This window comes from Methylocystis heyeri (assembly GCF_004802635.2).
GTDB lineage: Bacteria > Pseudomonadota > Alphaproteobacteria > Rhizobiales > Beijerinckiaceae > Methylocystis > Methylocystis heyeri.
The window spans coordinates 1,267,093-1,290,202 of the sequence record NZ_CP046052.1 but is presented as its reverse complement, the minus strand read 5'-3'; the positions used below and the strand labels follow the sequence as shown (position 1 = coordinate 1,290,202).

General features: G+C 62.5%; 21 protein-coding genes. 16 read left to right on the top strand and 5 right to left on the bottom strand.

Features of this window, described 5'->3' with window-relative positions:
• Positions 1–13: 13 nt before the first annotated feature.
• From H2LOC_RS05795 to H2LOC_RS05725, 15 genes are all read left to right on the top strand, one after another.
• A complete protein-coding gene (locus H2LOC_RS05795; protein ID WP_136495527.1) occupies positions 14–1,072 on the top strand; it encodes an aspartate aminotransferase family protein in 1,059 nt (352 codons plus the stop codon).
• Positions 1,057–2,871 carry a NeuD/PglB/VioB family sugar acetyltransferase gene (locus H2LOC_RS05790; protein ID WP_136495526.1) on the top strand — a complete coding sequence of 605 codons (1,815 nt, stop codon included), beginning with the start codon at positions 1,057–1,059 and terminating at the stop codon, positions 2,869–2,871. The genes H2LOC_RS05795 and H2LOC_RS05790 overlap by 16 nt, the downstream gene beginning before the upstream one ends.
• The gene (locus tag H2LOC_RS05785) at positions 2,868–3,881 is read left to right on the top strand and encodes an N-acetylneuraminate synthase family protein (protein WP_136495525.1); all 1,014 of its coding nucleotides are present in this window, start codon (positions 2,868–2,870) and stop codon (positions 3,879–3,881) included. The genes H2LOC_RS05790 and H2LOC_RS05785 overlap by 4 nt, the downstream gene beginning before the upstream one ends.
• On the top strand, positions 3,866–5,086 hold the full coding sequence (gene neuC / locus H2LOC_RS05780; protein ID WP_136495524.1) for a UDP-N-acetylglucosamine 2-epimerase: 1,221 nt from the start codon (positions 3,866–3,868) through the stop codon (positions 5,084–5,086). The genes H2LOC_RS05785 and neuC overlap by 16 nt, the downstream gene beginning before the upstream one ends.
• Positions 5,083–5,811 carry an acylneuraminate cytidylyltransferase family protein gene (locus H2LOC_RS05775; RefSeq protein ID WP_136495523.1) on the top strand — a complete coding sequence of 243 codons (729 nt, stop codon included), beginning with the start codon at positions 5,083–5,085 and terminating at the stop codon, positions 5,809–5,811. Before neuC ends, H2LOC_RS05775 begins: the two co-directional genes overlap by 4 nt.
• A complete protein-coding gene (locus H2LOC_RS05770) occupies positions 5,808–6,869 on the top strand; it encodes a nucleotidyltransferase family protein (protein WP_136495522.1) in 1,062 nt (353 codons plus the stop codon). Before H2LOC_RS05775 ends, H2LOC_RS05770 begins: the two co-directional genes overlap by 4 nt.
• Positions 6,870–6,908: 39 nt before the next feature.
• Positions 6,909–7,850 (top strand): glycosyltransferase family 52, encoded by a 942-nt coding sequence (locus H2LOC_RS05765; RefSeq protein ID WP_136495521.1) that lies wholly within the window; start codon positions 6,909–6,911, stop codon positions 7,848–7,850.
• 36 nt (positions 7,851–7,886) lie between these two features.
• Positions 7,887–8,900: a glycosyltransferase family 2 protein gene (locus H2LOC_RS05760; RefSeq protein ID WP_136495520.1), complete on the top strand. Its 1,014-nt coding sequence runs from the start codon at positions 7,887–7,889 to the stop codon at positions 8,898–8,900.
• Between the two features lie 20 nt (positions 8,901–8,920).
• Positions 8,921–10,063 (top strand): glycosyltransferase family 4 protein, encoded by a 1,143-nt coding sequence (locus H2LOC_RS05755; protein ID WP_246207147.1) that lies wholly within the window; start codon positions 8,921–8,923, stop codon positions 10,061–10,063.
• A gap of 80 nt (positions 10,064–10,143) precedes the next feature.
• A complete protein-coding gene (locus H2LOC_RS05750; protein ID WP_136495518.1) occupies positions 10,144–11,190 on the top strand; it encodes a glycosyltransferase family 4 protein in 1,047 nt (348 codons plus the stop codon).
• The gene (asnB, locus tag H2LOC_RS05745; RefSeq protein WP_136495517.1) at positions 11,190–13,145 is read left to right on the top strand and encodes an asparagine synthase (glutamine-hydrolyzing); all 1,956 of its coding nucleotides are present in this window, start codon (positions 11,190–11,192) and stop codon (positions 13,143–13,145) included. The genes H2LOC_RS05750 and asnB overlap by 1 nt, the downstream gene beginning before the upstream one ends.
• Position 13,146: 1 nt before the next feature.
• Complete coding sequence (locus H2LOC_RS05740; RefSeq protein ID WP_136495516.1) at positions 13,147–14,298, top strand: EpsG family protein; 1,152 nt, start codon at positions 13,147–13,149, stop codon at positions 14,296–14,298.
• Positions 14,295–15,428 carry a glycosyltransferase family 4 protein gene (locus H2LOC_RS05735; protein WP_136495515.1) on the top strand — a complete coding sequence of 378 codons (1,134 nt, stop codon included), beginning with the start codon at positions 14,295–14,297 and terminating at the stop codon, positions 15,426–15,428. Before H2LOC_RS05740 ends, H2LOC_RS05735 begins: the two co-directional genes overlap by 4 nt.
• Before the next feature lie 231 nt (positions 15,429–15,659).
• Positions 15,660–16,411 (top strand): IS5 family transposase gene (locus H2LOC_RS05730; RefSeq protein WP_202620455.1). Its coding sequence is split into 2 segments (ribosomal slippage): positions 15,660–15,990 and positions 15,990–16,411, totalling 753 coding nucleotides; the frame shifts between segments, so codons are not numbered across the junction.
• 128 nt (positions 16,412–16,539) lie between these two features.
• Positions 16,540–17,973, top strand: a complete 1,434-nt coding sequence (locus tag H2LOC_RS05725; protein ID WP_162009701.1) for a sugar transferase — start codon at positions 16,540–16,542, stop codon at positions 17,971–17,973.
• Positions 17,974–18,171: 198 nt separating this feature from the next.
• Here the strand turns inward: H2LOC_RS05725 and H2LOC_RS05720 are convergent, their stop codons facing one another.
• The 3 genes from H2LOC_RS05720 to H2LOC_RS05710 are packed head-to-tail and all read right to left on the bottom strand — an operon-like array spanning position 18,172 to position 19,552.
• A complete protein-coding gene (locus H2LOC_RS05720; RefSeq protein ID WP_136495513.1) occupies positions 18,172–18,660 on the bottom strand; it encodes a cupin domain-containing protein in 489 nt (162 codons plus the stop codon).
• 40 nt (positions 18,661–18,700) lie between these two features.
• Entirely contained in the window at positions 18,701–19,099 is a 399-nt protein-coding gene (locus H2LOC_RS05715; RefSeq protein WP_136495512.1) for a VOC family protein, read from the bottom strand.
• Between the two features lie 36 nt (positions 19,100–19,135).
• Complete coding sequence (locus H2LOC_RS05710) at positions 19,136–19,552, bottom strand: 4-oxalocrotonate tautomerase (protein WP_136495511.1); 417 nt, start codon at positions 19,550–19,552, stop codon at positions 19,136–19,138.
• 124 nt (positions 19,553–19,676) lie between these two features.
• On the opposite strand from H2LOC_RS05710, the gene H2LOC_RS05705 reads away from it, so the two are divergent.
• The gene (locus tag H2LOC_RS05705) at positions 19,677–20,543 is read left to right on the top strand and encodes a LysR substrate-binding domain-containing protein (protein ID WP_136495510.1); all 867 of its coding nucleotides are present in this window, start codon (positions 19,677–19,679) and stop codon (positions 20,541–20,543) included.
• A 181-nt stretch (positions 20,544–20,724) separates the two neighbouring features.
• On the opposite strand, the gene H2LOC_RS05700 is transcribed toward H2LOC_RS05705, so the two are convergent.
• Both H2LOC_RS05700 and H2LOC_RS05695 read right to left on the bottom strand, forming a co-directional pair.
• Positions 20,725–21,894, bottom strand: a complete 1,170-nt coding sequence (locus H2LOC_RS05700) for an acetyltransferase domain-containing protein (protein ID WP_136495509.1) — start codon at positions 21,892–21,894, stop codon at positions 20,725–20,727.
• Positions 21,895–22,334: 440 nt separating this feature from the next.
• A complete protein-coding gene (locus H2LOC_RS05695) occupies positions 22,335–23,078 on the bottom strand; it encodes a flavin reductase family protein (protein WP_136495508.1) in 744 nt (247 codons plus the stop codon).
• Positions 23,079–23,110 lie beyond the last annotated feature (32 nt).

The following is a 23,110-nucleotide window of genomic DNA, read 5'->3' as shown; positions in this document are numbered from 1 at the left end:
AGGAGTTGCGAGGGTGAATCCGCTAGCGCGTTTTGGATCTGCGACGACGGCGCCGGCCTTTGGCGGCGAGCTGCCGCTCGGCTGCGATCCGCTTCTCGCCGAGCCGAGTCCGCTGCCGGAGTCCTGTCTCGCCTTTTCTCACGGCCGCGCGGCGCTGCGCTGGCTTTGCGAGCGCAGCGGCCGGTTCGACTGCGCCGTGATCTCGGCCTACACCTGCCCAACGGTCCCGGCATTGCTGGAGAAAATCGGCCTGCGGCTGCGGCTCGTCGATGTCTTCTCGGCTGATTGGGAGCAGGCGGTGGGTTCGGAAAAAGGGCGGCTGCTCGTCGTCGCGCCGGCCTTTCTCGGTCATGAACCGGCTGTAGATGTTTCCCGTCTCGCTGCGGCGGTCGGCGAGAGCGGGCTTGTCGTGATCGACGCCGCGCAGACGGCCTTTGGTCATCTGTCATTCGAGACCGCTGAAAATACGGCCGTCATTTCCGGCCCTCGTAAATGCGCGAGTCTCGGGGACGGGGCGATACTTCGGATGCACAGAGTATCCGAGGAAGAACGCGCTCGCGTCAAACGCCTGCCCTGGGCGATCGAAGCGGTCGCAGCGAAGCTCGCCGCGCGTTCGCTGATGGCCTGTCGTTCTCCCGAGAACGAGCCTGACGCGCTGGCCTTTACGGCGCGAGCCGAAGCGGCGTGGCCCGATGCGCCGCACCGGGTGAGCGACTCCGGGCTCTGGCGGCTATCGTGGCTCGATCCCAAAGCGCATGCCGACGCCCGTTGGCGAAATTGGAAAGCCCTCGAACAAGCGCTCGGAGACCACGTCGAGATCTTGCGCCTCCCAGGTGGGACGCCCTTCAATCTGTCGATCCTCGTAGAAGACCGCGCCGCTGTTTTGGCCCGTCTGCACGCAGCGCGCGTGTTCGCCACGGCGCTTTGGCCCAACGCGCGGCGCCGGCATGACCTTCATCCTCGTGCGGAAGATCTCGCGCGTCGCCTCGTCGGCCTGCCTATTGATCAGCGCTATACCGAGGCGGATATGCTCGAACTGGCGAAAAGGGTGAGGCGATGCATGCGCCGATGACCCATGGGCGGTTCGACGCTCGCGAACTTCTCGGGGACGTCTATTTCCTCGAGGATTTCATCGCGATACACGCCAGACACGGTTTTGATTGCGCGATCGAGGAGGCTTTCGCCCATGGGGCCGCCGTCGTGCCGATTCCCGGCTCCGCCCATTTCGACTTGCAGACCTCCTGGGGGTTTGGCGGGCCGCTGGCGCTCGCCCCGTCGGCCTTGCAGACCGGCCTGGCTCTCTGGAAGGAGCGCCAGCGCGAAGCAGGCGCAGTTGCGGAGTTCCTGCGCCTGCACCCGCTGCTCAATCCGGCGTCGCTCGCAGATCATGTCGATATGCTCCATTTCAACCGATGGACCGTCATGGTCGATCTGGAGGAGGGGCGGGGGGCGCGGTGGAAATATTACTCGGACAGCACGCGCAATTGCGTGCGCAAGGCCTCGCGCCTTCTGGGCATCCGCCGTATCGGCGCCGAAGAAGCGCCCTTGTTCCGGGAGCTTTACGAGGCGGGTCTCGGCCGCAATCTCGCAGAGAAGAGCTATTATTTCGACGACGGCTTTTTCGACGCCTTGCTCGCGAGGCCCTGGGCGAAAGCCTGGCTGGCCTACGACGACGAGGGGCCGCTGGCGGTCGGGTGTTTTCTCCACTCCGGCGGCGAGATCTGCCATTACCATCTGGCGGGCGGCGCGGAGAGGGCGCGGAGGCTGAACGCGGCCTATCTCATACTTGAGACCGCTTTCGAGCACTTTTCCGGGCTCGGAGCAAAATTGATGTGTCTGGGCGGCGGACGCTCCACCGCGGCCGACGATGCGCTTTTGGCGTTCAAATCGAAGTTCTCGCCCCTGCGTGCGCCCTATTACGTCGCGGGAATCGTGCATGATCACGACGCCTATGAACGATTGGGCGGCGGTGGCAGTCGTTTCTTGTGTTCCGTTTCGCAAGGCGCAACGGGGACGGGAAGCGTGGATCTCAAAGCCCGGTTCGCCGAGAACAGGTCGCCTGATCGCAAGGACGCCTTAGTGCGAAAAGAAGTTTCCGTTTCCGGCGGCAAGCTCGACCGCGAGATTCTCATGCTCGGCGGCGGCGGCCATGCGCGGTCACTGATCGCCACCTTGAAAGCTCTGGGTCTTTCGCCCAGCGGCTGCGTGTGTCGTGCGATCTCGCCTTACATCCTGTCGGATTCGATCCCCTGGCTCGGGGACGACGAGATCTTATCGCAGGTGGATAAGGAAGCGCTCTACCTGCTCAACGCGATCGGATCGGTCGGCAATCTGACGCTGCGACGCATTATTTTCGAGCGTTTCGCCGCCAGCGGTTTCTCCTTTCTTTCTCTCGTCCATCCCACGGCGATTGTCGACGAGGACGTCGTGCTGGGCGAGGGCGTGCAGATAATGGCGGGCGCCATTATTCAGACCGGCGTGCGAATCGAGGCGAATTCCATCGTCAACACGGGCGCGATCGTCGATCACGATTGCCTCATCGGCGAGCATGTTCATATTGCGCCCGGGGTTAGCCTTTCGGGCGGAGTGACGATAGGCCACAGCGTTCACATCGGAACAGGAGCGATCGTCATTCAGAACGTGAGGATCGGAGACGGCGCGCTTGTCGCGGCGGGAGCGGTCGTGACCGCGGATGTTCCGCGAGGCCGGAAAGTCGGCGGCGTTCCGGCGCGCCCGCTCAAAGCCCGGCCGGCCAACATCGACAGCGACGATCGTCGTGTTTTCGAAGCCGTACAAGTCTCGAGGTCGGGGCAGGAGCTTCCTGCCGCGCCTCCCGCTTCAGCTCAAAGTCCATCGGGGGTCACGGAATGACAAGGACGGTCGTGGTCGCGGAGGCCGGCGTCAATCACAATGGTTCGGTCGAAATGGCGCATCGGCTCATCGACGTCGCCAAGGAAAGCGGCGCCGACGTGGTCAAGTTCCAAACCTTTTCAACCGAGCTGGTGTTGCGCTCCGATACGCCGCTTGTCGCTTATCAGCGCAAGACGGGCGCCGAGACCATGTTCGACCTCGTGAAGGGGCTGGAGCTCGGCAAGGAGGATTTCGCTGCGCTCAAACGGCATTGCGATACGATCGGCATCGAGTTTCTTTCGACAGCTTTCGACCTCCCCAGTCTCGATTATCTCGTCGGCGAACTCGGCATGCGTCGCATCAAGATACCCTCCGGCGAGGCGGTCAACGTTCCTCTTCTCCGCCGCGCCGGGGCGAAGGGGCTGCCGATCATATTGTCGACCGGCATGTGCACGCTGGAGGAGATCGGCTTCGCGCTCGACACTTTGCGCGCCGCGAGGCCCAAAGAAGAGGTCGACTTCACCGTGCTTCATTGCACCACGGCCTATCCCACGCCGGTCGATGAAATCCATCTGCGCTCGATGACCACGATCCGCGACCGCTTTGGACTGCCGACCGGCCTCTCCGATCACAGCGAAGGGTTCCTTGCCGCCGCCGCCGCCGCAGCGATGGGCGCCGTCATGATCGAGAAGCATTTCACTTTGGATCGGGACCTTCCCGGCCCCGATCATCGCGCTTCCGTCGATCCGGCGGGGTTGAAGACGCTCATCGATGCGGTTCGCTCGGTGGAGGCCATGCTCGGCAGCGGCGAGAAAGGCCTTCGCGCCATCGAACGCGACACGATCCGCGCCGTGCGCCGGTCCCTGGTCGCCGCACGGGACATTTCGGCCGGCGAGACAATAAGGGAAGACGATCTCGTGGCGCTGAGGCCCGAGGATGGCATACCGGCGCGCGATGTAGATCTTGTCGTCGGGGTTGCGGCCTGGGCCGATTTCAAGCGCGGCGAGGTGTTGAAATGGCCCGCTCGATAGGCGTCGCCACGACGGCCAGATCCGATTACGGCGTTCTTTTGCCTTTGCTGCGGGTTTTGCGGGAGCATCCCGGCGTGCGGCTGCAAATCTACGCGGGAGGAACCCATTTTTCCGCCATCAACGGCTTTTCCATCGGCGAGGTCGAAGAAGAATTCGGCGAATGCACGATCCGCGTGCCCTGCGAGATAAAGGGCGACGGTCCCGCCGACCTCGCGGAGGCCATGGCCGAGGTGCTGGCGGGCTATGGGCGGGCTTTCAGCGCCGATCGGCCGGATATTCTCGTCGTGTTGGGCGACCGCTACGACATGATTCCCGTCGTTCTCGCTGCGCTGCCGTTCAATATCCCCGTGGCGCATCTCTCCGGAGGGGAGGTGACCGAGGGCGTCATAGACGACGCGATACGTCACGCCGTCACCAAGCTCTCCCATCTGCATTTTCCGACCGCGCAAAGCTATGGCCGGCGGATCATGCAACTGGGAGAAGAAGAATGGCGAATTCACGTGGTCGGCGAGCCGGGGCTCGATCTGTTCCGAACCATGGAGCTGCTGCCGAAGGACGAGGTCTATGGCGAATTGGGGCTCGATCCGGGACGGCCTCTCAGCCTGTTCACCTATCACCCCGAGACCATCGGCTATGAAGATGCGGCCGCCAATATCGCGGAAATTCTCGCAGCCGCCGATCTCATGTCCCAAACGCAGATCCTCTTCACCCATCCGAACTCCGACACGGGATCGCTTCACATTCTGGAAGCCATCCGCGCTTATGTGAAGAAGCGCGGAGACTGTCTCGTCGTGCCCTCGCTCGGCAAGCGGCGCTATTTCCAGTTTCTCGGACATTGCGATTGCCTCGTCGGCAATTCGTCGTCGGGGATCATCGAGGCGGCGACCTTTCGCCTTCCCGTCGTCAATATCGGAACGCGACAGGCCGGCAGAATCGAGCCCCGCAACGTCGTAACGACGCCGACCCGGCGCGACGCCATAGCCGAGGCCTGGGGGACTGCGTTGTCGAGCCAATTCCGCGCCGCCCTGGACGGAATGGAGAATCCCTATGGAGACGGGCTTTCGTCGGCCCGCATCGCCGACATCCTAGTAGCGGCGCCCTTGTCGCGAGAACTCATCAGGAAGAAGTTTATCGACCGCGCAGAGGCGATTCCGGTCGAGAACAGGATGCTCAACGGATCGATCTTCGAAGGCGGCGACCCATGACCTTGATTTGCACCATACTCGCGCGGGGCGGCTCGAAAGGGGTGCCCGGAAAGAACATTCGCCCGCTGGCCGGCAAGCCGCTGATCGCGTGGTCGATCGAACAAGCGAAAGCGACCGGTCTTTTTGCGCTGATCGCGGTCAGCAGCGACGACGCCGATATCCTCGCCGCAGGGCAGGCGGCGGGCGCCGATCTTCTGGTAAAGCGCCCGGCGGAAATGGCGACGGACGACGCCTCGAAGCTGCCGGCGATCCGCCACTGCGCGCTCGAGGCGGAAGCGGCTCTTGGACGGGAGGCCGACATCGTGGTCGACTTGCAGCCGACCAGCCCGCTTAGACTGCCGGAGGATATCGCCGCCGCCGTGGCATTGCGCGCCGAGACTGGCGCACAAAGCGTCATCACCGGGCAGGTTGCGAAATGTTCGCCTTATTTCAGCCTGGTCGAGGAGGCTCCCGACGGCGTGGCGAGTCTGTCCAAAACGCTCGACCGCCCGATCGTCCGGCGCCAGGACGCGCCGCGCTGCTATGACATGAACGGCTCGATCTACGTCTGGACGCGCGCCGCGCTGGTCGATGAGCCCTCCGTCTTCTATCCGACGACCCGGCTTCTCGTCATGCCCGAGGAGCGGTCTGTCGACATAGACACCCAACTGGACTTCCTGTTTGCAGATTTCCTGATGCGGCGGCGGCTCGGAGCCGCCGGCGACGCTATGGTTTCCCAACAATGAAGACAGACCTCGACGACATCGTCATCGGCGAACAGGCGACTGTTCTCGACGCTATTCAGGCCATCGACAGGGGCGCTGTAAATCTCGCCCTGGTCGTGGGGCCGGAACGCCGCCTTATTGCAACCGTGACAGACGGCGACACGCGCCGCGGTATTTTGCGCGGCGTCGGTCTCGACGCTCCTGTGAGCGAGGTCATGAGGCGGAATCCGCTGGCTGTCGAGGAGAATGACAGCAGAACCGCGGCGCTGAGGTTGATGCGCGAGCACAAAATCTCCCAGGTTCCGGTGGTCGACGCCGAAGGCCGCGTCCTCGGTCTGGAATTGATCGGGGAGATGATCGAGCCTTCCTCCAACGAAAGGTGGGTCGTGCTGATGGCGGGCGGCCGCGGCGACCGCCTGCGGCCGCTGACCGACTCGATTCCCAAGCCCATGCTGCCCATCGGGGGCCGGCCCTTGCTGGAATCGATAATCCGCAACCTTTCGGCGCAGGGCTTCCGCAAATTCTATATCTCCGTAAACTACAAGCGGGAGATCATCCAAAGCTATTTCCGTGACGGCCGGGATTTCGACGTCGAGATCCAATATCTCGTGGAAAACGAGAAGCTGGGCACGGCGGGCAGTCTGGCGCTACTGCCTTCGAGGCCGACGAAGCCCTTCATCGTCATGAACGCGGACCTGATGACATTGGTGCATTTCCAAAGCCTCCTGCGCTTTCATGAGGATCATGTCGCCGACGCCACCGTTTGCGTGCGCGAACATGTAACGCAGTCGCCTTTCGGAGTCGTCAGGTTCGAGGGAGTGAGGCTGGTGGGAATAGACGAGAAGCCGAAATACAGCCACATGATCAACGCCGGGATCTACGTGCTGGCGCCGGAGGCGCTGGACTATGTCAAAGCAGGCGAGGCTTGCGACATGCCGACTGTCTGCGAGGCCATGATCGTGAAAGGAAGCAAGGTTTGCGTGTTTCCGATCCGAGAAAGCTGGGTCGATATCGGCAATAAGGACGATATGGAGAAAGCAAGAAGAGAGTTCGGCGGATTGTTTCCGGAAATGCTTTAGGCTGCAGGCAAAATCGTTTGGTTGGTGGGAGGGGACGCGATGACCTCGGCTCTTGTTTTGTGTCGGACGCCGTCGCAGGCCAATCTCGTCGATCGCGTGCTCCGCCATGAGCGTGTCGACAGCTTCGATCTGCTCTATTTTACGCATCAGGCCTCGCCGGAGGACAGGCGCTATTTCTCGTTGCTCGCGCAGCGCGCCCGGCAGGCGAAATTCATCCATGTGCCGCCGTCGCGCCGGGATATCCTCAATCACATCCGGTTTCGCGTCCATGCCGGGGCGTTCATGTGCGATCTGCGTCGCGACATCGTCGTTCTCGCCAGCATAGATTGCTATGTCTTCAACGCCATCGCAAAGCGTCAGGCGGGCGCGCAACTCGTCACTTTCGACGACGGCCTCGCCAATATCGTCGCGTCGGGCGCATATCGCCGCGCTGGATACGAAGGACGCGAAGAAGCCTATCGCCGGCTGTTCGGCGCGTCCAGGCTCGACGAACTCCGGAACCGCATCGCGCGACATTACACGATCTTCCCCAATTTTGAGAACATCGTCCCCCGCGACAGGCTGCGGCCGATAGACCCGCTGCCCGATGGAGCGCTTCCACAGGTTCAGGGGCCGGTGTTTTTTATCGGTCAACCGTTTCACGAGTTTCTGACGCCCGAACGGATCGCGCGGCTGAGCGCCTTTCTGCGCAAACGGCAGATAGACTTTTACGTCCGGCACCCCAGGGAGCGCCAGTCTTTGGACATAGGCGCCCGCGAATTCGACAAGCAGGGTCTCATCGCCGAGGACGCGATTTTGCAGAGCTGCGGCGACGCCCGGCCCGAGATCATCGGCTTGACCAGCACGGTGCTGTTTTCGCTTCCGCCGCAACGGGCGACCAAGACGATGCTCGTGTTCAGAGACGGCGAATCGTCCCGGGAGGCGGAGGAGGCCGAGGCGATCGGGCGCGCGGTAGGCTGCTCGATTTGCGTGACGCCATAGAATGTCCGGAGCGTTCAAATCCCGGAGCGGCGCCCGATGACCGCAGCTGCGCCTGAAATCTCGGTCGTCATCCCGCTCTATAACAAGCGGGCCTACATCCGGCGCGCCGTGGACAGCGTCCTGGCGCAGTGCTTCCGCGACATTGAATTGATCGTGGTGGACGACGGCTCGACCGATGGCGGCCATGAGCAGCTGGCGGATATGGCCGATATGCGGCTGAGACTGATCCGGCAGGCCAACGCCGGCGTGAGCGCTGCGCGCAACCGCGGTGTGGAGGAAGCGAGAGCCGCATGGGTCGCATTTCTCGACGCCGACGACATGTGGCTTTCGGGGCACCTCGACGAATTGGCCGAGATCATAAAGCGTCATCCTGAATGCGGCCTGATCTCCAGCGGAAATTGGGAGCTTCCCCATGGCGCGACCCGCATTTGCGTTCCGCAGCGGGCCCCGAACATTCGGCTCTGCGATTATTTTATCGAGGCGAGCCGCCGCGTCGGCGTCATCAATTCCTCCAGCGCCGCAGTCAATCGCTCGGCGATGCGACGCTGCGGGGGCTTCAGCCGCTTCCGGGCTGGCGAAGATCTGGAGTTCTGGGCCAAACTCGCGCTTGATTATCCGGTGGCCCTTTCGGACCGGATAACCTCGATTTACTTTCGGGGAACCGGCGGCGTCATGGAGCAGATGGAGCGGACCCGGAAGCCGCCCGATCGACCCGTCGGGATCGAACATATTTCCCCTTCGGTCAGCCTGCTGATCCGCGCGCTGAAGGAGGGCGATTACAAAGCCCGGAAGGAAAGCATCGAGACCTATGTGAACTCCAGGCTTCTCGCCGTTGTGAAGGGCGCGCTGCTCGAGCGCGACGTCGCGAGGGCGCGAGCGGTCGCGGGGCTCGCCATGGGCAGGATTGCGGTCGGCTTCCAGATGTTGCAGGCGCTCTTGCATTTGCCCGACGCCATGGTCTCTCTGGCCATCGACATATATGCCGCCGGCCGCAGTCTCCTCGCGTCTTCCCGGCGCCGGCCGCGCGCAGCGCAAAGCCAGCAGCGATAAGGGAGACGGGATTGCTCAAGGTGGCGCAGATTCTATACTCCGGCATGGGGGGGCATGGCAGCGTCGCCTTTTCGCTCCTGGGCGCGGATCAGAACCGCGAATGGCGGCCGTTTCTCGGATTTCTGGGCATCGAACCGTTGTCGGGGGCCTATGCCGAACAGTGCAGGACGCGCGGCATATCCCATCGGTATTTTCCGGTCGTCGCCGGAAAATCCTGGCGGGCCTGGGGAGCGATCTTCGCCTGGCTGAGCGATATCGGCCCCGAGGCGATCATCCTGCACAGCATCACGGCGCTGCTTCCTTGTCTGATATATTCGCGCAGTCGAAACGCGCCTTTGATCGTCGTCGAGCATCAGTCCAACGCCTTGAAGAGCCGCAGCGAGTGGGCGTTCAGCTTTCTCGCCATGCTGCTGGCCGATCGGATCGTGACGCTAACGCCGGACTACGACCGGGAACTGAGAAGATGGCTGGGTCCATTCTTCCGGCCTGAAAAGGTCCGCATCATTCCAAACGGCGTCGACGTTTCGAGATTCTCCCCTGGGAATGGCTCCGACAGACGCACGGGTTCGATCAGGCTGGGCATGGCGGCACGGTTCACCGAGATCAGGCGGCAGGATGCGCTGATCGATATGCTGTCGGAACTTCGACGGCGCGAGCCCGGCGTTGACTGGCGCCTCAGTCTCGCCGGCGACGGCGTGACCCGGGAAGCCTTGGAGCGGAGAGCGCAAGGCTTGGGCCTTGGCGCCTGCGTCAATTTTCCGGGCCAGTTGAACGAAGAAGAGATGATCGCGTGGTACAGCGCGCTCGACATCTACCTTCATGCTTCGGAAGGCGAGACGCTGAGCACTTCGCTGCTGCAGGCGATGGCGAGCGGCCTTCCCATCATAGCGTCGGACGCGCCGGGCATCGGAAATCTTGTCGCCGGCGAGACAGACTGCGGGGTTCTGGTCCAGGGGCAAAGCCCGCAAGGGTTCGCCGCCGCAGTAATCGGTCTGGTCGAACGGCCGGAGGCCGTGGTTCGCCTCGGCGCAAACGGACGCCGGCTCGCCGAAGAGTTTTATAGCCACCGCCAAATGTTTTCGAAATACAAGTGTGTTATTGAAAACAAGGCCTCAGGCTCCGAAGCCGGAGACGACAGGCCGGTTTCATCGGATGGAGCGTAAATGCAAGCCCATCGCAGCGACTGGAAACAACGAGACGGCTTGCTCCAAATCGGTGGCGCGCGATATCTCCCAGCTCCGCAATGACCCGCACCTGTAGAATCGTCCATCTGATCCCGAGGGACGGCGTCGGCGGCGTCGAGACCGCAGCCAAATCGATCGGCTCATTGCAGGACGGCGCGTTGCGCTTCGAAGTGGATTATCTTTTCAAAAGCGAGAGCGCCAGCAAGTTTCAAAACGCGCTCGATCCGGTGGTCATGATTTCGCAGGCTGTGCGGCGTTCTCGCGAAGAGGTCGACATTCTGATCGTCTCCCTATGGCGAGCCTATTTCGTTGGAGCGGTGTTCAAACTGCTGCGGCCTCGGTCGAAGCTGGTCGTGTTTCTCCATTCTTCGAAGCATGTCCACTGGCTCGATGTGCTGTGCACGCGCTGGGCCGCGTCCCTGGCGGACGAGGCCTGGGCGGATTGCCAGGCGACCCTGACCGGGCGACTGACGCGCCCTCCATTGAAAGTCCGGATCATTTCGTTTCTGACCCGGCGCTTCGACGCGCCGCCGCCTCGCGCGGTCGAACCTACTTTTATATTCTGGGGCCGTCTCGCACCCGGAAAAGGACTTGAAAGGGCGGTGCGCATATTCGCCTCGATCCGGGAAAAGCGCCGCTCGGCGCGCTTCGTGATAATCGGCCCCGACAGGGGCTCGGAGGCGTCTCTCAAAACTCTCGTCGCGTCCCTGGGGCTGAAGGATGCGGTCGTTTTCCGGGGAGCCGCGACGCATGACGAGATCGCCGGCCTTGCGCGCAACGCTTCTTTCTATCTCCAGACCAGCGAGCAGGAAGGGATGGCGATGTCCGTCGTCGAGGCGATGCAGCTGGGGCTTGCGCCCATAGTGACGCCAGTCGGCGAAATCGGTTCCTACTGCCGCGAGGGCTATAATTCCGTAATTGTCGACTCCGACCGCGACGCCGTCGCGACGGTTCTCGAACTCCTGGATTCCGACGGCCGATATCAGAGGCTGCGCGCCAACGCCGTCGCAACGTGGGAGGGACGGCGGCTCTACCGCGATTCCGTGCTCGATGCGTGCAGGGATCTGCTCGACGACCACGCCAGATCTGTCAAAGAGCTCTGCTGATGTGCGGGCTGGCCGGGTTCATTGCGGCGCGTCCGCCGGCGGATATGAAGACCGTCATATCGGCGATGGCGGATTCCGTTCGGCATCGCGGGCCGGACGACGAGGGCGCCTTTGCGGACGCCGAAGCGGGAGTAGCGTTGGGGTTCCGCCGCCTCGCGATCGTCGATCTGTCCGCCGCCGGGCGCCAGCCCATGCACTCCGCCTGCGGCCGTTACGTGCTGGTCTTCAACGGCGAGGTTTACAATCACCGCGAGTTGCGCGCTGTGCTGGAGCAAGAAGGCTGCAGGCCCCCATGGCGCGGCCATTCGGACACCGAAACATTGCTGGCGGGATTCGCCGAATGGGGCGTGGTCCCTACGCTGGAGCGGGCGGTGGGAATGTTCGCCTTCGCTTTATGGGATCGGATCGAACGCCGCCTCACGCTCGGGCGGGATCGTTTCGGCGAGAAGCCGCTCTATTACGGCTGGGTCGGCCAAGGCGCCAAACGCGCATTCGCGTTTGGCTCGGAGCTGAAAGCCTTGCGCGCCTATCCGGGCTTCGCCAACCCGGTGAGCCGGGATGCTTTGGGCCTTTATCTGCAATATTCCGTCGTGCCCGCGCCTTACTCGATTTACGAGGGCGTCTTCAAGCTGGCGCCCGCCAGTCTGCTTACCCTCCGGGCGGAGGATTTGCCGGATCAGCGGCTTCAGATCGAGCCATATTGGAACGCGGCGCAGACGGCGAGGCAGGGTCTGGCGAACCCGTTCCGGGACGAGAACGAGGCGCTCTCACTGCTGGAGGCGGCCCTGCACGAAGCGGTCGGCCTGCAGTCCGTGGCCGACGCGCCCTTGGGGGCCTTCCTGTCGGGCGGCGTCGATTCCTCCATGATCGTCGCTTTGATGCAGGCGCAATCCGCCCGACCCGTGCAGACTTTCACCGTGGGATTCGACGAAGCGGGTTTTGACGAATCGCCCCACGCTCTGGCGGTGGCGCGCCATTTGGGCTCCGATCATCATGAGCTGCGCCTCGGCGCGGCGGACGCGCGGGCGGTGATTCCCCTTCTTCCCCGATTGTACGACGAGCCATTCGCCGACAGCTCGCAAATCCCGACCTATCTGATCTGCAAGGCGGCGTCGCGGCGCGTCACCGTCGCGCTCTCGGGCGACGCCGGAGACGAGCATTTCGGCGGCTATAATCGCTACATCTGGGCGAGGCGGGTGTTCGGGTTGCTCGGCCGGACGCCCCCTGCGCTGCGCCGGCGCCTGGCTTCCGCCATTTGCGCCACGCCATCATGGATCTGGAGCGCGCTCGGCAGTGCGTCCGGCGGCGTGGGGGGCGTGGCGCGCCTTGAAGAGAAGGCGCACAAATTGGCCAGCCGGCTTCAAAACGTCGACAGTCTGGACGACTTCTATCGCAGTCTGGTGAAGGAATGGCCGGATGGGCGCCTGCTGGCGCTCGGCGCCGGCTTTCTGCCTACGCAGCTCGACGACGCGGGTTTGACGGCGGGCGTGACCGAACCAGAGCATAGAATGATGCTGTGGGACAGCCTGACCTACCTGCCCGACGACATCCTGACCAAGGTGGATCGCGCGGCGATGGGGGTGAGCCTCGAAACCCGGGCTCCGTTTCTCGATCACCGGGTCGTCGAACTCGCCTGGCGCTTGCCGCTGCACATGAAAATTCGCGACGGCCAAGGAAAGTGGGCGCTGCGTCAGCTGTTGTATAAATATGTGCCGCGCGAGTTGATCGAACGCCCGAAGGCGGGGTTTTCCATTCCGCTGGGCCAGTGGCTTCGCGGCCCGCTGCGCGATTGGGCGGAGGACCTCCTGGAAGAAAGCCGGCTGGATCGGGAAGGGTATCTCGACGCGAAACCTATTCGCGAGGCCTGGGGGCGACATCTCGGCGGCCGCCGCGACTGTACGGGTCGGTTGTGGAGCGTGCTGATGTTTCAGGCCTGGCTCGAGGCGAACTCGTAAGATGTGGCCATATTGGGCGATGTTCGCGTTCCCGTCTTTGGCGGCGTTGGCTGCGAGCGGCGCCGACGGCGTCCCCGCGTTCAGACCGCGCCCGGCGTCGACCTATTTTGCGTGGTCTCTGGTCTGGCTGGCGTGGACGCTGCTGATCGGCTACCGTTTTCAAGTCGGCGGAGACTGGCAGAATTACGCAAGGTTCCTCGGCGAAGTCAGAGGCGTCGAATTCTGGGACGTCTTTCAGCTCATCGATCCCTCTTATTACGCGCTGAACTGGATCAGCCTGCACATGGGCTGGGACATCTACGGCGTCAACCTGATCGGCGCGGCCATCTTCGCTTTCGGCTTGGTGGTGTTCTGCCAGAACCAGCCTTGGCCCTGGCTGGCGCTGGCGGTCTCGGTGCCGTATCTCGTGATCGTCGTCGGGATGGGTTACAGCCGCCAGGGCATCGCCTTGGGGCTCGAGATGCTGGGCCTCGTAGCGCTAGCCCGAAAATCGACTTTCAAATTCGTCCTGTGCGTAGCGTTCGCGGCCACCTTTCACCGCTCGGCGATATTGCTCATTCCGGTCGCCGCCCTGGCGGGTTCGAGCAACCGATTGTTGACCATGGCGTGGGTCGGCGCGACCGCGGTGGTTCTTTACTATCTTCTGCTCGAGAAAAGCGCGGACAACCTTGTTTCCACCTATGTCGGGGGCGCCGTGCAATCGGAGGGAGCGGCCGTGCGATTGCTGATGAACGCGTTGCCGGGAGCCGCCTTTTTGAGATGGCGCGCCAGATTCTCCTTTTCGGCCGCGGAGGAGTCGCTCTGGAAATGGTTTTCGATCATCGCGCTGGCGCAGTTTGGCGGCTTCCTGATCATGCCCTCGGCCTCCACCGCGCTGGATCGCATGGCGCTCTACATGCTGCCTCTTCAGATCGTGGTATTTGCGCGTTTGCCTTACGTGTTCGGCGCGCACGAACTCCCTGGACGCGGCCGATATGGCGTTGTCGCCTCTCATGACCCGACCCGACCCTTGCCCGCAAGCAAGGATGCGGCTGCGCTGACGGCTGCCACGCTCTTCTATTACGGACTTGTAATGGCGGTTTGGCTCAACTTTGCATCGAATGTCTACGCCTGGGTGCCGTATAACTTCTATCCGTTGGTGCTCGCATTTTGAAAGTCCTCCTGTTCGCCAACACCGACTGGTATCTCTTCAACTTCCGGCGAACACTCGCCGCCGCGCTGAAGGATCGCGGCCACGACGTGACGCTGGTCTCCCCGCCGGGGCTTTATGGCGAAAAGCTGGAGGCGCTGGGTTTTCGGTGGATACCCGCCCCGATGGACCGCAGAAGCCTGAACCCGTTGCGTGAACTCGCGCTGCTCGGCTGGCTATTCAGGCTGTTGCGTCGCGAGCGGCCCGACGTGGTGCATGGCTTCACCATCAAATGCGTCGTTTACGGCGCTCTGGTCGGCCGTTTGGCCGGCGCGGCTCGCATCAACGCCGTAGCTGGGATGGGCTATGTGTTCATCAGCAATTCCCTGAAGGCGCGGATATTGCGGCCCTGGGTGCGCGGTCTGATGCGCCTTGCTCTCGGCGGGGGGCAGGCCAGACTGATATTGCAGAATCCCGACGACGTGACGCTCTTCGAGCGCGCGCGCCTCGTTTCCGTAGATAAGATCCGCCTCATCCGCGGATCGGGAGTGGACTGCGCCAGATTTATTCCGGGCGACGACGAAGAAGTCGCCGAGAACCGCCCATTGCGCGTCCTGCTCGCCGCCCGGCTGTTGTGGGACAAAGGCCTCGCCGAGTTCGTCGACGCAGCGCGTCTTCTGAAGGCGGAGGGCAGGGATATTCGCTTTACCTTGGCCGGCGCTCCGGACCCGGGCAATCCTGCCGCGGCGCCCGAAGCGACCATCGCTGCGTGGCAGGCGGAAGGGCTCGTAGACTGGCTCGGCCACGTCGATGACATGCCGGCTCTTCTGCTCGCCGCCGATATCGTGGCGCTGCCGAGTTATCGTGAAGGACTGCCCAAGACATTGATCGAAGCCGCGGCCTGCGCAAAGCCGTTGATTGCAACCGACGCGCCCGGTTGCCGCGAGGTGGTGACGCATGGCGTGAACGGCCTGCTTGTGCCGATACGCAACGCACAGGCCCTGGCGGAGGCGATCGCCCGCCTGCAGGACGACCCCGGACTGGCGCGAAGGCTGGGTCTTGCCGCGCGAGCGAAAGCTCTGGCCGAATTCGACGAGAAAATCGTCATCGCGCAGACACTGGCCGTTTACCATGAGATGCGATCGCAAGCGTAGCGCCGCGTCAGCGCCTTTGAGTCCCGATCTTCACGACGATTCGAAAATACGAGTTTTCTCGCGACCGGGCGTTTTGTCTAGGTCGATAATATTGTTGAGTTTTGCGGCTTTTAGTCGCGTGGATGGCCAACTCGAAATTCTCTAAACGAGGAGAGTGCAGACTAGGGCCTGTTGAGAATCAGGATTCCCATTTTGGTGGAAGGATGATTCAAGCTCCGAAAGGAGTTTGCAATGCCCCGATTCTGTCTGACGGACGGCCAATGGTCGAAGCTGGAGCCCTTTTGTCTTGGCAAGCCCTCCGATCCCGGCCGGACCGGGAGCGATGGGCGATTGTTTTTAGAGGCGATCTTGTGGATTGCGCGCACGGGCAGCCCCTGGCGCGATCTGCCTCCCGCCTTCGGCAAGTGGAACACCGTGTTCAAACGCTTTCGCGATTGGGTGAAGGCCGATGTGTTCAAGCGGATGTTTGACGCCGTGTCGGACGATCCAGACATGGAATACGCCATGATCGACGCCACCATCGTCAAGGTCCACCGCCATGGACAGGGCGCAAAAGGGGGACTCAGGGCCAGGCCATAGGCAAATCCAAAGGCGGCTGGACCACCAAAATCCTCGCGCTCACCGACGCGCTCGGCAATTTGGTCCGCTTCGTTCTGCTGCCGGGGCAACGCTTCGACACGGTCGGCGTCGCGCCTTTGATCGAGGGCGTCGAATTTGGCGCGCTGCTCGCCGACAAGGCCTTCGACAGCGACTGGATCGTCGCCGAACTGAACGAGCGCGGCGCGCAAATCGTCATCTCCCAACATCCAAGACGAAACGCGCCTCTCGCCATCGACATCGAGCTTTACAAAGCCCGTCACCTCATCGAAAACTTCTTCGGCAAACTCAAGGAGTTCAAGCGGATCGCCCTGCGCGCCGACAAAACCGATCAAAGCTTCACAGCCATGATCCGCCTCGCCGCCGCGCTCATCAATTCGCGATGAATCTCAACAAGCCCTAGGGGACATGTGCAATGGGCTTAGACTTCCCCGCATCGAGATTGACCGCGCCCCCTAGGCTTTCATCTTTCGATTTATCATGGGTGGTGGCCGCTCCGTTTATCGCGCTCGCGTTGCGTGATCCAGGCCTGCTCGATACCGGCAATTTCCCCAATGAATTAGCGCCGGGCTACCAATATGCGCTCGTCACTATCGTCTGCGCTCTGGTGGCCTTCCGGCTGTTCCGCGTAAGCGACGGGGTGAGCCATTTCTTTTCCGTTCACGATGTCCTCGCGGTTTGCGCCGCGGTCGCGACGACGGCGACTTCAAGCGGAATCATTCTCTTCATCTTCACCCGCCTGGAGGGCATTCCCCGCTCCATGCCGCTGATCTATGCGCTGGTCCTCGGCTCGGGCATGATTTTCAGCCGGACGCTCGCAAGGGTCCTTTATAACGAAGCGTGGTCGGAAGCGGATAAGATCGCCGAGGAGATCTGGCCGCAGCATATGCGCCACGTCATCCTGATCGGCGTCGATCGTTTCGCGGCCACTGCAATCAAGCTGCTGGATCTTCAGCAGCCGCGCACCACGCGAGTTGTGGGGGCGCTGGACGTCCGCGAGGCCTTCCACGGAAGAACGATCGCCGGCGTGAAAATCATCGGCCATGTCGACGAGATCGCAGAGGTCTTCGACGAATACGCCGTGCACGGCGTCGAAATCGACGAAATCTGGCTTGCCGACGGCGCAACGAGCCTGTCGCACGCGGGCGTTGAACGGATGAGAGACTGGTGCGCCGGACGAGGCCTCAAATTCGCGCGGGTTTCGGAAGCGCTCAACCTTGCGGTGCGGCCGAATTATTCGAAACCCCGCGCCAATCGGACAGGCGCAGTCGTTCCTGGAGAGTATTTCAAGACGAAACGCCTCATCGACCTCGCCGGCGCCTCGACCTTGCTGATCTTACTTCTGCCGCTGGCGCTCTTGACGGCCTGCCTCGTTCTCTTCGACGTCGGCGCTCCGGTCTTCTTCTGGCAGCAGCGCATAGGTCAGAACGGACGCAAATTCCTTTTGTATAAATTCCGCACCTATCGCGCGCCTTTCGACAAGTCCGGAGCCAGGATTCCAGGCGACCTCCGCCTGTCGCGGCTCGGACGCGCCGTTCGCGCCGCTCGACTGGATGAAATTCCGCAACTTCTGAATGTGCTTGTGGGAGACATGTCGCTGATTGGTCCGCGTCCGCTCCTTTCGGCGGATCAGCCGGGCGATCCTCGCCCGCGCCTTTCGGTGAAGCCCGGCATTACCGGATGGGCGCAGATCAACGGCGGGACTTTCATTACGCCCGCGCAAAAGGATGCGCTCGACGTCTGGTACATCCGACACGCCTCTCTGCGGCTCGATACGAAGATCGCCGTCAGCACCCTGCTGTTTACGTTGGTGGGAGAAAAAATAAACCATACCGCCCTGGAAGAGGCCATGAGCTGGTCGGAGAGCAATACCGGCTTGCCCGCCATGTCGCTGGAGCACGATCCGACTTCGGCGGAAGTAGACACGCTGGAAAGACGGTCGGCGTGAGGGCGTTGCGCGGCGGCTTGGTCTCAAATCCAGGTGATCTTCGCCCGTGCAGGGAGGGCGCCAGCCGATTATCAGATGGTCCGGAGTGGTTCTCGTTTTTTGTGGGTGGGGTTCGTCGAAGCTCAACCAGGCGCGAAAAAGCCGAAGGAAGTGATGTTCGACGATCAAGCCGGCTGTAAATGACGTGCGCCGCCGCTGTTACGGAACGATCAGAAAGGGCTGCCCCTTCTTGACCGTATAGACGATGAGATATTTGAGCGTTGAGGTCGCCTCCGGGTTGCGGAAGATTATGTGCCGAGAGTCGGCCTTGTCCTGATAGCTCTCGCCTGCGGTAAAGCGCTGAAGCTCTTCGCCTGCATATTGAGACTCCGCCACACCCTCCAGAATGTAATTATGCGCGACCGAAGGGTGATGATGAACCGGCAGTCCCACTCCCGGCGGATAGGTCGTCAAAACCATCCGGAACTCTTCGCCGTCGGCATTGATATGATTCTGGAGCGTTGTGCGGATAATGCCGTGCTGCGACACCGTGGTGTTAACCGCCGCCTTGATTTGCGCCCGGAGCGGGGCGCCGGAAAATATGCAGGCGGCGCCGGCCATGGCGCCGAGAAACAGGCGCTTTTTTATGTCCGCCTCGATTTTCACGGCCGCAATTTCTCCCGCGTGCGAAAAGTTGAACTGCGACATTTCCCTTTTTCCTTCGTGGGGCGCGGTAACAGCCCGCTTTTCAGCTCAGCGGGCAGTTGAACATCCACTGGACGCCGAAAGCATCGACCAGCATGCCGAAATCGGAGCCCCAATACTGGCGCGCCAGCGGGACAGTGACGGTCCCGCCTTCCGACATGCGTTCAAACAGCGTCCGCAAGCAGGCAAGATCATTCATTTCCACCATCAGCGCCGAGCCTTTCATCGGTTCGGCGTCGTCATTGTCCGAGGCGAAGAACAGCACGCCCGGCCCATCGAAGCGTGCATGCAGGATTTTGCCGCGCATGCTTTCTGTCCGCACAGGCATGCCGTTCTGGCCCCAGCGCAGCAGGATCTGCGCCTTGCCGAGGCCGCAGCGCTCATAAAAGCGGAGGGCTTCCTCGCAACGAGCGGAGAAGAACAAGGAGGGAGATAGTCGCATGGCTCGGCTCCGGCCCCCGGGCTTCGTTGCGGGGCGTCAGCCCTTGGCGACGGACGCAACAAGTTCCGCATTGGTCATCGCCGCGCCGTCCAGTGTCCAGGCGCCGTCAGCGGCATGTACGGCGTTGGCCCAGATGTGGCTCTTCGGCAGTCTGCCACCCGACAGTTCGTGGACGATCTGCACCGCCTCGGCGAAGAATGCTTTTTGAATTTCGCGGTCCGCCAGGGCAAAGGACGGAACCTTCCATTCGATCCAGGCGCCTTCCACCGGTTCGCCGCCGGCGAAGGTCAGCCCCTTCGGCGCCAGATGAACATGGGCGGTTACGTTCGGCGTCATCGTCTTGTTGCCGGCAAGGCCGTGAGATTTGAGGAAGGCATGGGTGATCCGGGCAATCGCCGTTTTCTCGGCGCCATGGGGCAGGACGCCTTCCGTCAGCGTGAGGGTCAGGGGCATGAAAACTCCTTTGCGTCAATTTGGATCCGAGGCCCGCAGGCCGTCGAGGGCGTTGTGCCTTGCTTTGGCCAGCAGAAAAAGCGAGTAGTTCTGCGGGATACTCTTGAGGAAAGCTGATGTTTCCATGCACAATCTCGATACGGCATGGCTTCGCACGCTGGTCGCCGTCGCCGACTGCGGCAGCTTCGCCAAGGCTGCACAGGCGGTAAATCGCTCCGAATCCGCCGTCAGCCTGCATATCGGCAACCTCGAAAGGGAGACTGGCGCCAGCCTGTTTCGCCGGGAAGGACGCCGCATGGTCCTCACCGACGAAGGGCTGATCCTGCTCGACTACGCCCGGAAGGCGCTCGATCTTCTTGATGGCGTTCTGAGGCAATTCGGCCAGAACCCGGATCACGACACGGTGCGGATCGGCATGTCGCAGGACTTCGCCGACACCTGGCTGCCCGCGGCGCTCGCCAGCCTCGCCCGCAAGCATCCGCGCATTCGCCTGCACACAACTACCGGCCGTTCGCCCGATTTGGTGAGCAGTCTTGGCGCCGGCGCCATCGATCTCGCCATGATCTACGGAGAAACAAAGGAAGTTCCGTGTCTTTGGTCTGGATCCTTGTCCATGGTTTGGATCGGAGCGCAGGATTTCACCCTGAGCCACCCGCTGCCTTTGGCCGTTTTCGATCCGCCCTGCGCTTTCCGCGGCGCCGCCATGGATGCGCTTGAAGCTGCGGCCATGCCATGGACCGTTGATTTCGCGAGCCCAACGCTTGCGAGCCTTTGGGGCGCCGTGGGCTCGGGTCTTGGCGTGACCGTTCGCACGCCGCTGGGGATTCCGCCTGGACTTAGGATCATGACGGAAGCGGATGGATTTCCGCGCCTGCCCAGCGTTTGCCTTGGCCTCTATGCCGCGGGGGGCCTTGCGGTTTCGCCAGCCGCCTCGGCAGTGGCCGACATCATGACGGGCGTGGCCGGCCAAAGCCTTCTCGCCGCGATTTGAATGCAAGCATCCTAACGGAATCCGCCGGCGTGAGGCGCGCCCGGCGCGATTCGAAGGTGCGACCTCTGCCTTCGCAAGAGAAAGCCCCGGTTATGGATGTAACCGCGGGGCATTCTTGCGTTACTTGAGCGGCGGCCCTGCGAGCGCATCAAAGCCTCTTTGTCGGGCGGCAGGGGCGTCCTCAGAGGTAGCTCAGCCATTGCCAATCCTTCCGGCGCCGCTTGAGATCGGCGAACCAGCGGCACGGAGGGTAGAGCGCGGCGACGACGAGCGCCCATGCCACATAGGCGCCGCCGAGGCCGGCGCCGAATTCAGGCGGGGGCTCGCCGATGTTCAGATATTTGGCGATGTCGGCGAAAGAGTAGCCTTGCGCGAGCGCGAGAGCCATGGCTGCGGCGAGGCCGATGTAAATGTGCAGCACATAGAAGAACAAGGGCGTTCGTCCGAATGTGGCCAGCGCCCCGCCGGCTCGGCCGGGTAGCCGCTCCAGCGCCGGCAGGGCCAGCGCCGCGCAACCGAGCGTGATCAGAAGATAGAGCAGCGAGGGCGGGTATTTGGTGACGTTGAGGAAAGATAGAAGGGTGAACATCGGTTCGTGCTGAAAGGTCCAGCTCGCCGGATCGCCGTAAAAATTGCCGCTACGCAAGAGAACGAAGGCGGCGAGCGACGCCAGCCCGGCGCCGCAGAGGACACGGTCTCGCCGCCGGATGGGCTGATGAAACAGGGGTCCAATCCCGTAGCCGAGCGCTACGACGCCGATCCATGGCAGCGCCGGATAGAGCACGGACCCTGAAGCGCCAAGCGGCAAAGGTCCCGGCTCATGCAACATGCGCCACCATGGCCCCCACGCGCCGAGCGCCTCGGCGTGGATTCCGTCGAGAAGATTATGCCCGAGGACGATCGCGGCGCCGACGGCGAAGACTATCCGCGCCGGCAGCCGGGAAAGGGCCGAGAGCGCCAGCAACCCGCAGCCGATGGCATAGAGCGTGCCCAGCTCCACCCGTCCGCTTCCCGGCGCCCATGCGGGACTAATGACGAAGACGTCGAGGAAGATCAGCCACAAGCCGCGCGACGCGAGGAAGAAAGACAGCCGGCGCGGATCGCCGAGCCGCGCGCCGTGGAGATAGGCGCCGACGCCGGCGAGCAGCGCAAAGGTCGGCGCGCAGAAATGTGTGACGAAGCGGGTGAAGAAAAGGAACCGATAAGTATGGGTCAGGTCGGTGGGTCTGAAGCGTAAGGCGTCGGCGTCGAAAAAATCGCGCATATGGTCCAGCGCCATCAGGACCATGACCAGGCCCCGCAACCGGTCGATCCCCGGGAGGCGGTTGTCGTTGCTGCCGACGTCGCTCATTTGAAGATTTTCCGCATTGCGGTGATCTCAGCATTCGGGCGGAATTTGCGCGGTCAAACGCATGACGGTCAAACGCGAGCTATGCCGCAGTCGCTCTTATATCGCCCTATCGCATTGCATATCGCAACAGGCTCGGCGGCGGAACGCGCCTGCGTAGGCGTCAACGCCCGGGGCCGGAAAAAATCGCATGGAGCGACGGAGGAGGGCGCGGCAAAGTTTTCAGGATATCGATGCTTGCGTAAGGAAGGCGGCCCATGGAGGATAGGGCGCTCCTTCGCCGGAACTGACCGGCCTGAAGCCGACGCGGAGCGGAGGACCGCTTTGCCCTACTGCAGGCAGGCCGTATCCGAACACCTCCCTCGTCGCCTTGGCGCATTGAAGCGTGAACACCGTGCCGGAGCGGGAAGCGCCGCCACTGGGAATTACCTGACTCGCATCCCTTACGAGCCGGGAGGAGGGGCTGTTACCGTGTGGTCAAATGTTTCAAGGGCGGCGTCGGTCTGATTTCCCGGCGCTCGTCTAGCGCGATCGACATCGGGGCTTCGGTAGCTGTCCTCGGAAATTTCGGCGAGGCGCGAGGATTGGACGCGGCCTTCGGCCAAACCGTAGAAATTCTGAAAGCTCATGATGAGCGGCCGCCATTTGTCGGGATCTATCCTGTTCTCGAACCCATCCATCAGGATTTGCGGCGCGACATGCACGCGCTGGACACGGAGCTCGAAGGCGAGCAGAGCGCCCTTCCACGGGCTATCCTCGCCAAGACCGTGCTTGGCGGCGAAAACGGCCTCCATGTGAATCGGGCATTCGAGCGCACGAGGCGGAGCGACGGTGCATGACGGGACGGGCGTGAGGCCGGCCGCCTCGAACTTCTTGGCTTCATGGCGGTAGCCCTTGGCGAGCTTGCTTTCCGGCGCCGGGTCTGAGCCTGTCAGTCGCGCCAGTCGATCGACAGCTCCGACCTGATTGACCGAAGGCAGGTTCAACACGCACTCGCCGGTGCGGATCAGGTTCTCCGTGGTCTTCGAGGCGGCGGAGAGCCCGAGCATGCACCGCCAGCCGAGCCACCAGGCCGATGAGATCGGCGCGAGGTTGGCTGTGTCGTCCTGGTTTTGCGTGCTGACGAGAATGACCGGCGCGCCAAAATAGAGAATGGCCGGTTCGATTGAGCGATGTTCGGCTGGCATGGGGTGGACCTTTCAGCAGGTGGATCGACCCA